This is a genomic window from Fusobacterium necrogenes, from assembly GCF_900450765.1.
In the GTDB taxonomy this organism is placed as follows: Bacteria; Fusobacteriota; Fusobacteriia; order Fusobacteriales; family Fusobacteriaceae; genus Fusobacterium_A; species Fusobacterium_A necrogenes.
The window spans coordinates 233,366-246,829 of sequence record NZ_UGGU01000003.1 but is presented as its reverse complement, the minus strand read 5'-3'; the positions used below and the strand labels follow the sequence as shown (position 1 = coordinate 246,829).

Sequence of the window (13,464 nt, the reverse complement as noted above, 5' to 3'; positions counted from 1 at the left end):
ATTTACTCCTCTAATCCTCTAGACCTTTAACTAAAAGAACTATCTCTCCTTTGATAGGATTTTTAGATAATCTTTCAATAAGTTCAGTGGTACTCCCTCTCATTATCTCTTCATATATTTTAGTTATTTCTCGAATAATTACTATTTCTCTTATACCTATAAACTCTTCTATATCTCTTAACGTTTTTTCAATTCTAAATGGAGACTCATATATAATTATTGTTCTTTCTTCATGAGCTAATGACTTTAACAAAGTTTGTCTCCCTTTTTTCTTAGGTAAAAAACCTTCAAAACAAAATCTTCTCATACTAAGTCCAGCTACTGAAGCAGAAGCTGTAAGAGCACTTGCTCCAGGTATTGGAACTACTTTTAATCCCTCTTTATGTGCTGCATCTACTAACTCATATCCTGGATCAGATATGCAAGGTGTACCTGCATCCGTAACTAATGCTATATCCTTTCCTTCTTTTAAAAGATTTATTATATTAGTTATCTGATGCATTTTTGTAAATTCATCGTATCTGTATACAACATTTTCTATTTCAAAATGATTTAATAATTTTTTAGTAACTCTTGTATCTTCAGCAAAAATATAATTTACCTCTTTTAAAATACGAATTCCTCTCAAAGTCATATCTTCAAGATTTCCAATAGGTGTTGCTACTATATATAACATATTTTTTCTCCTATTTATTCTTTAGTAGTATCCCTTTTAAAATTCCAATAGCAGTATCCAGCTGAATATCTTGATGATTTTCATACTCTTTTGCTTCTTTTTCTCCTACTACTTCTTTTATTAATTCTTTCTTATTCTCTTTTGTTCCTTTTTCATCTATATTTGTTACAACACTATCAAATAGCATATATCCATTTTTTTCCTCTACCTTAACGTCTGGTTCTATTCCTATTCCGTGGATACATACCCCACTAGGTGTATAATATTTAGCAATTGTAAGTTTTATCCCATCTCCATCTGGTAAAGTAACTAAAGTTTGTACACTTCCCTTTCCAAAACTTTTCTCTCCAACTAAAATACCTCTTTTATTATCTTTTACAGCTCCAGCAACAATTTCAGAAGCTGAAGCACTTCCTCCATTTATAAGAACTACAAGTGGAAAATCTCCATAATATTTTCCTTCTCTATTCGAAACTTCTTCCTCGCCATTTTTAGACTTTACACTTACTACTCTTCCCTCTTTTAGAAATATAGAAGATATTTTAATAGCTTGATCTAAAGCTCCTCCTGGATTACTTCTTAAGTCAAGAACTAAAGCCCTCATACCTTGTTTTTGCAACTCTTCCAAAGCTTTTACAGTATCTGGATACACATTTTCTCCAAATTGAGTAAGTCTTAAATATCCTATTTTATTTTTCTCGTCTATCATCTTACTTTTTACATATTTAAGTTCTACAACTGCTCTTGTTATTTCAACTTCCTTAGGTTCTTTTACTCCATCTCTTACAACTGTAACTTTTACTTTAGTATTTTCTTTTCCTTTTAATTTATCTACAGCCTCTTCACTTGTAAGATTATAAGTAGACTCTCCATCTATTGCTATTATTTTGTCTTTTGGCTTCATTCCAGCTTTATATGCAGGTCCATCCTCAATAGGGGATACTACTATTAATGGTTCGTTTACTCTTTTTTGCACTACCATTCCAACTCCTACATACTTTCCTTTTATATCTTCTTTAAAATTTTCTAATTGCTCTTTTGTAAAATAATTAGAGTGTGGATCTCCTAAAGATTCTATCATTCCTTTTAAAGCTCCCTGCATAAGGGATTTTCTATCTACTTCTTTTTCTCCTACATAGTTTTGATTAATGACATCCATTATATCTGATAGTTCTTTTAACTGTCTAATATTAGATAAAAAACCTACCGATTCTTCAGTATTTTTAGTAGCACTTGCTTTATTTTCTTGTTTTCCAAAACAATTAATAAATATTAAAACTGATAGTAATACTATTAATAATTTACTTTTTAGTATTCCTTTCATACTGTCCCTCCTAAACTTTTCCCTCTTTCTACAATCTCTTCTACATCTATGTTTACCTCTCTAAAAAAATTACGTCCAAAAAGAGATATATACTCGACATTTCCTTTTGTTCCTGTAATTGGAGAAAAATCTAATCCTTCCAAATAAAGTCCCTCTTTTCTCCCATATTCTATTATATCTTTTATTACCTCTATATGTCTAGCCCTATCTTTAACTATTCCACCTTTTGTTATATGTCCTTTTTCAACTTCAAATTGTGGTTTTATAAGAGCCATAAGTTTAGTTTCAGCTTTAAAAAATTTAACTAAATCTCTAATTATTTTTTTTATAGAGATAAATGAAACATCCATAACTATATAATCTACTAAATTACCATCTATATCATTTAAAGTCAAATCTCTTATATGCATATTTTCTAGAGATTTTACCCGAGGATTATTTCTTAATCTCCAATCTAATTGATTAGTCCCCACATCAACTGAGTATACAAATTCCGCTCCATTTTGCAAAGCACAATCTGTAAATCCTCCTGTCGATGCTCCTACATCTAAAACTTTTTTCCCTTTAAAATTTAATTCAAAAATCGATATGGCTTTTTCTAATTTAAATCCTCCACGGCTCACATATTTTAAAGACTCTCCCCTTACTCTTATATTGGGTTCTTTATCTAATTTTATTAAAGTCCCACTTTTATCTAGTTTTTTTTCATTCACCATAACAAGTCCAGCCATAATAGCCCGCTGAGCTTTCTCTTTATCAGGAAAAAAGCCTCTTTTTACCAGTAGTACATCTAATCTTTCTTTCATCATACACCTCAGACTTTAAATATTTCCTCATCTATCATATATGGTAATAGTGGACTCTCTAGCATTATATTTTTAAAACCTTTTTTATCCACCACTCTTTTTAATTTTTCAGTTTCTCTAACTCTTTGAATAAAGAAATTATCTCCTATTGGAATCTTTTTATTCTTTTTATAATAGTTTAAAAGTTGTTTTGTCGTCTTTACATTCAATTCCTGTTTTGCTCTTTTTAATCTGTCTTTGACAACACCTTGAGTACAATTGAGCCTTTCTGGAATATCATCTAATTGTATCCCTTTTGCTAAAAGCTCTAAAATTTTATCCGCTCCTATTGGGTTTATTCGATGATATTTAGCCGAATACATATCGGCTCTATGAACAATATGAGCCTCTTTAGTATTAGGTTGGACCTTCCCCCATTTTCCATGATGAGATAGAACTATATGAATAATATTTTTCCTAACATTATCCTTTAATTCCACTCCTATTTTTTCTTCTATCTCCTCTAAGACTCTTTCCGCTTCTTTTGTTATATATTCGGGTTTTTTCAACATCATCTGTGAATGTGAAAATTTCTCTTCAGTTTTCCTTATACTTCCCTTACTCAAATCATGTATTATTATTCCAACTGTTAAAGCAAAAAAATCAACTCTTTCTTTAGCCTCTAAAAATGTTTTATAATCTCTTTTTAACTCATCTATTGAAATTTTTAAAACATCATATGTATGAGTAGAAACCTTTACCCCTTGGTCATCAAAAAGTTCTAAGTCTTGTACCATCTCTAGTTCTAATAAAGAGGTGATAAAAGCAAGTGCTCTCCTATTTTTTTCCTCCATTTATTTTTTCCTCAATTCTTTTTATTAAATTTTCGCCTCTCAATCCAAACTCTTCCAAAAGCTCACTTCTTTTTCCATGAGGAATAGCTCCCTCCTTTAAAGCTATTTTTCTTACCAATACACCTATATTTCTTTCATTAAAAAATTCTATTATACTACTTCCAAAAGAGTTTTTCTCATAGGCTTCTTCTAAAACAAATATATTTTTATACTCTTTTACAGACTCTAAAAGATATTTTTCATCTAGTGGTCTTACGGTAGAAGCATTAACAATCGTACCTTCTATTCCTCTAGCTTTCAAATTATCTTCTATATCAAGAATCTCTTTAACCATACTTCCTATAGCTATAAAAAGATTATCTTTACCTTTTCTTAATTCCGTCCATTTTCCAAACTTAAACTCTTTGGCATCTTCCACATTATATTCTACCTCTCTTGGAATTCTTATAACTAAAGGTCCAGATTCAAAATCTCTAGAAAATTCTAACATTTCAACTAATTCTTTCGATGTAGAAGGAACTAAAACTGTATAATTTGGAATAGTTAAAAATATCGATAAATCATAGAGTCCATTATGAGTTTTTCCATCTTCTCCAACTATTCCAGCCCTATCAACTATAAATCTAACAGGTAATTTTTGTAAGGAGATATCATGAATGAGTTGACTATAAGCTCTTTGTAAAAATGTAGAATATATAGCCACATATGGTTTTTTTCCTTGAGTGGCAAGACCACCAGCAAATGTGACAGCATGCCCTTCAGCTATACCAGTGTCTATAGCTCGCTCTGGAAATTTTTTAAAAAAATCTCCAAGTCCTGTTCCTTTTACCATACCAGAACATATAGTATATATCTTTTCATCTTCTTGAGCCAATCTTACTATTTCACTTCCAAATATACTTGAATAAGTTTTTACACTTGAAGCAGTATTTCCAGTTTTCATATCAAAAGGAGAAATCCCATGAAATTTCTCTTTATCCTTCTCAGCATAAGAGTACCCTTTTCCTTTTTGAGTTTTTATATGTATAAATATTGGTCCATTTATATTTTTTATCTTATTAAAAGTTGATATTAATTCCTCTAGATTATGACCATCTAAAACTCCAAAAAATTTAAATCCTAAACTTTCTAACATGTTCAAAGGTAAAAAGAAATTCTTTACAGAAAATTCTACTCTCTCTAAGGTATCTGAAAATTTATCAGCCTTTAATTTTTTAATTAACCCTTTTATATCATCTCTAAAATTCATATACTTTTCACTTACCATAAACTTACCAAAAAATTTTGAAAGTGAACCTACATTTTCTCCTATTGACATCTCATTATCGTTTAAGATAACTATCATATTTTTTAATTTATTTCCACCTATATTATTTAAGGCCTCTAATGAGTGTCCATTAGATATAGCGGCATCTCCTACTACTACAACTACTTTTTTTTCTGGAGAAGCCATAGCTATTCCAGCACCAGCTGAAAGTCCAGTTCCTGCATGTCCAGAAATAAAAGGATCAGTATTACTCTCTTTAGGATCACTAAACGGACCTATACCACCTCTTTGTCTTAAGGTTGAGAACTCTTTATCTCTACCAGTAAGTAATTTATGAACATAAGATTGATGCCCTACATCAAATATTAATCTGTCTTTTGAAAAATCAAAAACCTTATGTAAGGCTAGAGTTAACTCTACTATTCCTAAATTTGAAGATAGATGTCCACCATTTCTACTTACTGTTTCTATCAAAATCTCTCTAATCTCGTATACTTTCTTATTCATCTCATCTATACTCATTTTAAATATTTCTTCCATCTTCTACCCCTGTAAATAATCAGTAAAAATTAAAGCTACCACTATTCCTAAAATACACCCTATTAATACTTCAAAAGGTGTGTGTCCTAAAAGCTCTTTCAATTTTTCACTTTTTTCTTTTCCAAAATATCTTTCATACCTCTTTTCTCCTAACATGAGGGGTATTTTTTCAATAAATTGATTAATTACTCCGGCTTGTTTTCCTGCTGCTCTTCTTATTCCAGTAGCATCATACATAACTATAACCGAGAATACTATTGCTATAGCAAATATATCACTACTTACACCATAACAAATACCTATACAAGTTGTTAAACAAGAAACAGTTGAGCTATGAGAACTAGGCATTCCACCAGTTTCCCACATCCTTTTTATATCAAATTTTTTATCTATAAAAAATGTAGATAAAACTTTATAGAATTGAGCTATAAACCAAGCTATAAAAACTATATCTAATATTCTATTTCCAAAAATTATACCATGATTCATAGCTCACATCCCCTTTCATTTAAATATTTTTCAGCTCTAAAGACACAACTGGCTTATCTTTATTCTCCTTAAACAAAATAATAGTTCTTCCTATCATTCCAACTACTTCAAATTCCTTATATTTAGAAAGTTGTACTAATACCTCTTCCTTTTCCTCTTCACAATTTTGAAGAATCTTTACTTTTAATAACTCTCTTGATTCTATAGCATCCAATATACTTTGAATTAAATTAGTTGTGACCCCATCCTTTCCTATTCTTACCAAAGCATCTAAACCATGTGCTTTCTTCCTCAAGTACGCTCTTTTTTTACTTGTTAACTCCATATTTATCTCCTTACTTTAATGTACTTAGATTATACTTCCATAACTATTGGTAAAATCATTGGATTTCTCTTAGTTTTATTATAGAAAAATCTAGCTGCTATATCTTTTGTTGTATTTTTTAGCATTCCCCAATCTTTCGAATAATAATTAGAGGTATTTCCTATTTTTTCTTTTATATTCTCTATAGCCTCTTTTATTATATCATCAGATTCTTTAGAATACACAAATCCTCTAGTTACAATATCTGGTCCTGCTACTATTCTTCCTGTTTCTCTATCTAAAGTAAACACTATTACTACAACTCCATCTTGTGATAATTGTTGTCTATCTTTTAATACTATATTTCCAATATCTCCAACACCTAAACCATCTACTAAAGTACATCCTGCATTTACTTTACCTTTTATTCTAGCTCCTGATTTTGTAACCTCTATCTTACTACCATTTTGAGCTATAATTATATTATTCTTAGGGATCCCTGTCTCCATAGCTGTGTCTTGATGAGCTTTTAACATCTTATGCTCTCCATGTACTGGCATAAAATATTTTGGCTTAATAAGATTTAACATAAGTTTTTGTTCTTCCTTACTTCCATGTCCAGATACGTGTATTCCAGCTATTTTTTTAAATACAACCTCTGCATCATATTTTAATAGATTATTTATATTATTAGATACTGCTCTTTCATTTCCAGGAATAGGCGTAGCCGATATAATTACTGTATCTCCTTCTTTTATCTTTATGTGTTTATGCATATTTTTAGCTATTCTTGATAGAGCAGCCATCGGCTCTCCCTGTGTTCCAGTACAAAGTATTACCACTTTATTATCTTTCAAAGCATCTACTTCAGAAAGTGGTACCATCATATCATTAGGTACTTTTAAATAACCTAAACTTCCAGCTATTTCAAACACTTTTACTAAACTTCTTCCATCTATTGCAATCTTCCTTCCATATTCCTTTGACACATTCACTATCTGTTGTAATCTATGTACATGAGATGCAAATGCTGCAACTATAATTCTACCTTTAGCCTTTGAAAATTCAACTTTAAAAGCCTCTCCTACACTTCTTTCAGACGGAGTAAATCCATCAACTTCAGAGTTAGTAGAGTCAGATAACATAAGATCCACTCCTTGTTCTCCTATTTGAGAAAGTCTTGCAAAATCTACTCCATCTCCATCTACAGGAGTCAAATCTATTTTAAAATCCCCAGTATGAAAAACTGTTCCAGCTGGAGTAGTTACCAATATAGAGTAAGCATCAGTTATAGAATGAGTAACTTTTATAAACTCTACAGTGAAATATTTTCCTACTTTTATCTTTGTTCGACCCTTTACTTCTTTCATTTTCGGAATATCTTTTCCAAACCCATTTTCAAATTTTGACTTAGCTAAAGCAAGTGTCAATTTTCCACCAAACATAGGAACTGATTTATCTATCTTTTGATAAAGATATGGAATAGAGCCTATATGATCTTCATGTCCATGAGTTACAAAAAGACCTTTTATTTTATCTTTATTATTCTCTAAAAAACTAAAATCCGGAATAACTAAATCTATTCCTAATAAATTATCATCTGGAAAAATAACTCCTGAGTCAATTATTATTATCTCATCTCTATATTGAACCACAGTACTATTTTTTCCAACTTCTTCTAATCCACCAAGGGGAATTACATACATTTTTTCCTCTTTTTGTGCCTTAGCCTCTTTTGTTTCAACTACCACTACTTTTTCTATCTTTTTTTCCTTATTCAGTTTTAAAGTAGATTTCTTAGGTTTTTCATTTTTTAAATCCTTAATCTCATCCTTTATAGCTTTTATTTTTTCTTTTATCTCAACTACTTCAGTTGATTTTGTTGCCATTTTAATCTTTCTTTCTAATCTTTTTTTCTTTTCTTGACTTATACTACCTTTTTCTGTCCTTAACATCTTCTCTCCTTCTTTTTAAATCTTACCTCCACCATTACGACTTTTCATTTTCAAATTCTTTATTCTTTTCAAGATCAGCTTCAGGTCTGTTTTTTATTTCTAGGTACTTATCAATAAATTTCCTAGTCATTCCACCAGCTACAGCCCCTCCTCCTCCAGCTCCTTCTAAAATAGTAGCAAAGACTATCTCCGGATTTTCAGCAGGGAAATATCCAGCTACCCAAGCATGAGTTATCTTTGAATGAGCATTTTGAGCTGAACCACTCTTTGCAGCTACATCTATTCCCTTTGTTCTCAAAATCTTCGTTGTCCCATTATCTTCTGATACAGTTGCTACCAAAGCATCATTTAAAATATTATAATAAGATTTAGGATACTGTTTTATCTTCTCCTTTTGTGGTTCTACTGGATATATATTTCCTTTAAAATCTTGAAATTCTTTTACTAGATGTGGAGTATATACCTCTCCTCTATTTGCAATTGCAGTATAAAGATTTGCTATTTGTAATGGTGTTGTTAAAAGATACCCTTGTCCTATTGATAACAAAATAGTATCTCCCTTAAACCAACCACTTCCTATCATTTTCTTTTTCCAAACTACGTCAGGAAGTAAACCTTTTTTCTCTCCTGGAATATCTATCCCAGTTCTATCTCCTAATCCAAAAGATGCAGCTACATCTATGATTGGCTTATGTCCAATCTTATCTGAATTTTTATAGTAATATGGGTTAGCAGACTCAATAATGGATTTTCTCATATCTGTATACCCATGTCCTCCAGCTTTCCATGCTCTCCATCTCCATTTTCCTATCTGATAATATCCATTTTTATCATAATATTGCTCTTTTGGATCTATTCCATTTTCTAAAAAGGCTATTGCTGATACTACTTTAAATACTGATCCTGGTGGATACTCTCCTGCTATTGCCTTATTAGAAAGTGGTTTTCTAGGATCATTTATTATTTTATCCCATTCATCATAGGATATTTGTGAACTAAACATATTTAATGAATATGTAGGATAACTTACCATTGTAAGTATCTCCCCATTTTTAGGATTTAAAGCTATGAAAGCTCCTGATCTTCCATCCGCTTCAAATTGTTTTTCCATATATTCTTGAAGCTCCATATCCAACGTTATATATATATCTTTACCTGGAATTGGATTCTTTTTTTCCTCTATTTTTCTTTGAAGTCTATTAAGTGCATTTACTTCTATGTATTCATAGCCATCTTCCCCTTGAAGTTCCTTATCATACTCACTCTCAAGTCCATCTTTACCAATGATATCCCTCGGCCCATATCCTTGATCCTTTAGCCTTTCATACTCCTTTTCAGAAATTTTCTTTACATAACCTATACTATGTGCCGCTACATCATCATATAGATATCTTCTCTTTGAATAAGTTTGTACTTGAAGATATGGATAATCCATCAATTGTTCAACCAATTTATGAGCTATCTCTGGCTTCAAATCATCAATTATTACATTTTCCCTAGTATATGGAAAAATTTCTCCATATTTTATTCTTTTTGAAATATACTCTTCACTGTAACCAGTTACTTCACTAATTTCTTTTAAAATCTCAGGTGTTTGTTTTCTCTCTTGGAGATATACCAATCTATACCCAGACCCATTTGTTACAACAAGCCTTCCTTTTCTATCATATATCTTTCCTCTAGGGGCTTCTACCTCTTTTATCTTGATTCTATTTCTTTGAGAGAGATAGGAATATTTATCTCCCATTAAAACTTGTAGATAAAACATTCTAAAAGCAATAAGAAAAAAAACTAGCAATATAAAGAACTTCAATATTATATCTCTAGCACTATTATCCTCACCAAGTTTTATATTAATATTCCTTCTCTTCATCTTTTTCATAACTATCCTTTAATACTATCCTTCTTTTTTGAAATTCTCATATATATATAATTTAAAATTAGAAAACTACTACTATTTATAATAAGATACTCTCTTTTAAAATCTCCAATAGAAAGAATAAGATATATAATTATTTGAAAAAGAGTAATCACTATAATATTACTTTTACTATAGTTTAGATATCTCAACAAATAATAAATTAGATAGTACCCTCCTATTAATATAAGAGATACCTCTATAAAATCCTTTCTCTGAAAAGAGTGAATGAGAATTATTATAGCAAATGGCCAAATTCCCCTTTCTCTTTTTAAATTTACTAAATATGTCATAAATGTAAGAGTTACCCCATATATTCCTCCTGAAAGAGGTAAGCTTACTTCAAATAGCACGATAAAATAAGAAAATAGATATACCATAATTAACTCACTACTTTATTATCACTCTTATTTTATTTTTTAAATTATTATTTTCAATCAAATTATCTATATTTAATATTTTAGAAATTTTATAAGCAATGAAATAATCTTCGGCAACATACTCTATTATTGAGTTATCAGCCTTAGTTTTTTCTTTTTCAATTTCAACTTTCTTATAACCTTCTCTTTTTAATTCATTTCCTACATTTTGAACATTTGAAATATCATCACCTAGTACTTCTACAACAAAATCTATATTTTTTTCCTGTCCTAAAACTACCACAATATTAGCTAAAGTAGGTATAGTAGGTACTTGTTGAATTTTAAAATACTTCTCATTTAGTTGCATAACTATATCCTCAGCTTTTTCAATTGAAATATCATTTAAAATAATATAACTTTCTTCTAGATTTTTTTCGTAGTTAGCAGCATTATATTTCATTCCTAACTTATTTTTTAAATTTTCCCCAGTTCTTCTAGCATAACCATTTATTCCGTTGGCATTCAATACATCTACTATAATATTTTCATTTAACTCATTTTTATTTCCTTGCTCATTATACAATGTCTCATACAATGAATGTAAACTAGATGTAACTATATATCTTTTATTATCTACTGTTGTTTCAGGTATATTTTTAGCATTTTTTACATTTAAATTGACTTTTCCAAATTTTACTCTTACATAATTACTTAAAGGAACTGGTAAAACTTTATTTACTATTTTTAAAACCTCTTCTTCATTTTTTCTATTGACTAATTCGCCAAAAGTTTTTTCTTTATCTATATTTATCTCATAAGGTATTCTCAATGCTAATTTATCTTGATAAACAGCTATTAAATTTTCTTTTCCTATTATGAGATAACTACTATTTTTATCCAATTCTGGATTTTTTCTCATAGAGTTTAAAAATAGAAAACCTCCTAGTACAATTATTATAAAAATCACTGTAAATATTGCCCTTACTCTTCTATTCATCTGCCAACAACAACTCCTTTTCTAGTGAGGCAATTTTCACCTCTACTATCTCATTTATTTTCTCTTTCTCTCCTTTTACTTTCACTCTTAAATAGTTATCACTATATCCATATAAATATCCATCTATTTCCTCCTCTATTAAAACTTTTAAACTGTGTCCTATATATTTTTTTCTTTCCTTTGTAGACATTTCTTTTTTTAATTCTTCTAATTTATCTGCTCTTTCTTTTTTTATCTTTGGGTCTACCTTATTTTCTAACTTACTTGCTATTGTCTTCTCTCTATCTGAATACTGAAAAATATGTAGTCCTGAAAATCCAATCTTATTTATTAAGTCATAAGAATTTTGAAACATCTCTTGTGTTTCTCCTGGGAAACCAACTATAATATCAGCTGTGTACTCCATTCCTTCTACATTATTTTTCAACTTTGAAAGCCTTTCATCTATTAAATTACTTCCATAATTTCTCTTCATCATCTTCAAAATTGTATCATCACACGATTGAAGAGATATATGAAGATGTGGCATGAGCTTTTTATATTTAAACATCTCTATAAATCTATCTGAAATTTTATCTGGGTATACAGATCCTATTCTAACCCTTTCTAAATTTTCTATCTGTAGAACCTCTTCTAATAAATCTTCAAATCCTATCTCATCCTCTAAATCTTCTCCATAAGCTCCAAGATTTATTCCTATTAAAATTACTTCTTTAAATCCTTCGCTCACAAGCCTTTTTATCTCTTTTAAGATACTTTCTTTTTTCCTTGATCTACTTCTTCCTCTTGCAAATGGTATTTTACAATATGAGCAAAAATTATTGCACCCATCTTGTATCTTTACATATGCTCTTGACATCTCCCTTAAAGTTGCAAATTCATACTCCGTATACTCATATTCATCAAAAATATTATCATTTTTTAATCTTTCCATTGTTCGATTTTCAATATCATCAACAAAATTTACTATTCCCTTTTTATACTTATTTCCTATAACATAATCTATATCTTCCATTTCTAATAGCTCTTTACTATTAGTTTGTGCATAGCACCCTGTAACTATTACTTTACTATTTGGATTTACTTTTTTAGCTCTTCTTAACATATTTCTTGTCTTTCTATCTGCTACACTTGTAACAGTACAAGAATTAACTATATAGATATCAGCCTCATCTTCAAAAGCTGTTTCTGTATATCCCTTTTGAATAAGTTGGTTTTTTATACTCTCCGTTTCATATTGATTTACCTTACATCCTAAAGTATAAAAAGCCACTCTTTTATTGAAATTCATTAATTAAAACTCCTCCTACCACAATAGAAGCTGTTTCTGCCCTTAGGATTCTTTTCCCTAACGTCACTATATTAGCACCATTATTTTTTAAATATTCTATTTCAGATTCATCAAAACCACCTTCTGGTCCTATTATGTAGAGTATTTTTTCTATCATATCTTTTCTTTTAATTAAAAGATTTTTCAAAGTATATTCCTCTTCACATTCATAGGGTACAATCACTAGGTCATACTCTTCCAACTTCAAATTCTCTATTTTCAATACATCACTGATAATTAAAGGCCTCACTGCTTGACATTGTTTTAAAGCCTCTTTTACTATCAAATCCCATTTTTCCTTCTTTTCACTTACTTTCGCCACACCTCTTTTAGTATTTAGAGGTATTAACTTATTTATACCTATTTCAGTAAGTTTTTGAATAGTTAAATCCATTTTATCATTTTTTAAAATTCCAATGGCAGCATCTATTTTTATTTTTGTAGAAAATCTATCTTCAAAAACTTCATCTATAATCAAGGTTATGCTTTTTTTATCTAACTCCTCTACTCTACAAAAATATTCTTTTTTCCCATCTACTGCCCTTATTTTCTCATTTACTTTCACTCTAAAAACATTTTTTAAATGATTGATATCAGCTTTATCATCTACCACGATTTTATTTTCAAAAATATTCTTTTCTGATATTATAACACTTATCATAG

The 13,464-nt window shown here is 29.7% G+C and carries 13 protein-coding genes; all 13 read right to left on the bottom strand.

The features are described 5' to 3' along the window. Window positions 1–10: 10 nt before the first annotated feature. The 13 genes from rsmI to DYA59_RS01490 are packed head-to-tail and all read right to left on the bottom strand — an operon-like array spanning window position 11 to window position 13,462. Window positions 11–676, bottom strand: a complete 666-nt coding sequence (gene rsmI, locus DYA59_RS01550; protein WP_115268702.1) for a 16S rRNA (cytidine(1402)-2'-O)-methyltransferase — start codon at window positions 674–676, stop codon at window positions 11–13. A 10-nt stretch (window positions 677–686) separates the two neighbouring features. Next, window positions 687–2,000, bottom strand: a complete 1,314-nt coding sequence (locus DYA59_RS01545) for a S41 family peptidase (protein WP_115268700.1) — start codon at window positions 1,998–2,000, stop codon at window positions 687–689. Next, window positions 1,997–2,806 (bottom strand): TlyA family RNA methyltransferase, encoded by an 810-nt coding sequence (locus DYA59_RS01540; RefSeq protein ID WP_115268698.1) that lies wholly within the window; start codon window positions 2,804–2,806, stop codon window positions 1,997–1,999. The genes DYA59_RS01545 and DYA59_RS01540 overlap by 4 nt, the downstream gene beginning before the upstream one ends. An 8-nt stretch (window positions 2,807–2,814) precedes the next feature. Further along, window positions 2,815–3,639, bottom strand: a complete 825-nt coding sequence (locus tag DYA59_RS01535) for an HD domain-containing protein (RefSeq protein WP_115268696.1) — start codon at window positions 3,637–3,639, stop codon at window positions 2,815–2,817. Then, complete coding sequence (gene dxs, locus DYA59_RS01530; protein WP_115268694.1) at window positions 3,623–5,446, bottom strand: 1-deoxy-D-xylulose-5-phosphate synthase; 1,824 nt, start codon at window positions 5,444–5,446, stop codon at window positions 3,623–3,625. Before dxs ends, DYA59_RS01535 begins: the two co-directional genes overlap by 17 nt. Before the next feature lie 3 nt (window positions 5,447–5,449). After that, window positions 5,450–5,935: a divergent PAP2 family protein gene (locus tag DYA59_RS01525; RefSeq protein ID WP_115268692.1), complete on the bottom strand. Its 486-nt coding sequence runs from the start codon at window positions 5,933–5,935 to the stop codon at window positions 5,450–5,452. Between the two features lie 19 nt (window positions 5,936–5,954). Continuing rightward, the gene (yhbY, locus tag DYA59_RS01520) at window positions 5,955–6,260 is read right to left on the bottom strand and encodes a ribosome assembly RNA-binding protein YhbY (RefSeq protein ID WP_115268690.1); all 306 of its coding nucleotides are present in this window, start codon (window positions 6,258–6,260) and stop codon (window positions 5,955–5,957) included. Between the two features lie 29 nt (window positions 6,261–6,289). Continuing rightward, complete coding sequence (locus DYA59_RS01515) at window positions 6,290–8,194, bottom strand: RNase J family beta-CASP ribonuclease (RefSeq protein ID WP_407918891.1); 1,905 nt, start codon at window positions 8,192–8,194, stop codon at window positions 6,290–6,292. A gap of 34 nt (window positions 8,195–8,228) precedes the next feature. Continuing rightward, window positions 8,229–10,067 carry a penicillin-binding protein 2 gene (gene mrdA / locus DYA59_RS01510; RefSeq protein ID WP_115271426.1) on the bottom strand — a complete coding sequence of 613 codons (1,839 nt, stop codon included), beginning with the start codon at window positions 10,065–10,067 and terminating at the stop codon, window positions 8,229–8,231. Between the two features lie 11 nt (window positions 10,068–10,078). Beyond that, window positions 10,079–10,492, bottom strand: coding sequence for a hypothetical protein (locus tag DYA59_RS01505; RefSeq protein ID WP_115268688.1), 414 nt, complete (start codon window positions 10,490–10,492; stop codon window positions 10,079–10,081). A gap of 10 nt (window positions 10,493–10,502) precedes the next feature. Further along, a complete protein-coding gene (locus tag DYA59_RS01500) occupies window positions 10,503–11,471 on the bottom strand; it encodes a LytR C-terminal domain-containing protein (protein WP_115268686.1) in 969 nt (322 codons plus the stop codon). Next, window positions 11,464–12,762, bottom strand: a complete 1,299-nt coding sequence (gene mtaB, locus DYA59_RS01495; protein WP_115268684.1) for a tRNA (N(6)-L-threonylcarbamoyladenosine(37)-C(2))-methylthiotransferase MtaB — start codon at window positions 12,760–12,762, stop codon at window positions 11,464–11,466. Before mtaB ends, DYA59_RS01500 begins: the two co-directional genes overlap by 8 nt. Next, on the bottom strand, window positions 12,749–13,462 hold the full coding sequence (locus tag DYA59_RS01490; protein WP_115268682.1) for an RsmE family RNA methyltransferase: 714 nt from the start codon (window positions 13,460–13,462) through the stop codon (window positions 12,749–12,751). Before DYA59_RS01490 ends, mtaB begins: the two co-directional genes overlap by 14 nt. Window positions 13,463–13,464 lie beyond the last annotated feature (2 nt).

Coding starts and splice junctions, on each gene's coding strand:
- rsmI (WP_115268702.1), bottom strand. CDS start 676: ATGTTATATATAGTAGCAACACCTATTGGAAATCTTGAAGATATGACT.
- DYA59_RS01545 (WP_115268700.1), bottom strand. CDS start 2,000: ATGAAAGGAATACTAAAAAGTAAATTATTAATAGTATTACTATCAGTT.
- DYA59_RS01540 (WP_115268698.1), bottom strand. CDS start 2,806: ATGAAAGAAAGATTAGATGTACTACTGGTAAAAAGAGGCTTTTTTCCT.
- DYA59_RS01535 (WP_115268696.1), bottom strand. CDS start 3,639: ATGGAGGAAAAAAATAGGAGAGCACTTGCTTTTATCACCTCTTTATTA.
- dxs (WP_115268694.1), bottom strand. CDS start 5,446: ATGGAAGAAATATTTAAAATGAGTATAGATGAGATGAATAAGAAAGTA.
- DYA59_RS01525 (WP_115268692.1), bottom strand. CDS start 5,935: ATGAATCATGGTATAATTTTTGGAAATAGAATATTAGATATAGTTTTT.
- yhbY (WP_115268690.1), bottom strand. CDS start 6,260: ATGGAGTTAACAAGTAAAAAAAGAGCGTACTTGAGGAAGAAAGCACAT.
- DYA59_RS01515 (WP_407918891.1), bottom strand. CDS start 8,194: ATGTTAAGGACAGAAAAAGGTAGTATAAGTCAAGAAAAGAAAAAAAGA.
- mrdA (WP_115271426.1), bottom strand. CDS start 10,067: ATGAAGAGAAGGAATATTAATATAAAACTTGGTGAGGATAATAGTGCT.
- DYA59_RS01505 (WP_115268688.1), bottom strand. CDS start 10,492: ATGGTATATCTATTTTCTTATTTTATCGTGCTATTTGAAGTAAGCTTA.
- DYA59_RS01500 (WP_115268686.1), bottom strand. CDS start 11,471: ATGAATAGAAGAGTAAGGGCAATATTTACAGTGATTTTTATAATAATT.
- mtaB (WP_115268684.1), bottom strand. CDS start 12,762: ATGAATTTCAATAAAAGAGTGGCTTTTTATACTTTAGGATGTAAGGTA.
- DYA59_RS01490 (WP_115268682.1), bottom strand. CDS start 13,462: ATGATAAGTGTTATAATATCAGAAAAGAATATTTTTGAAAATAAAATC.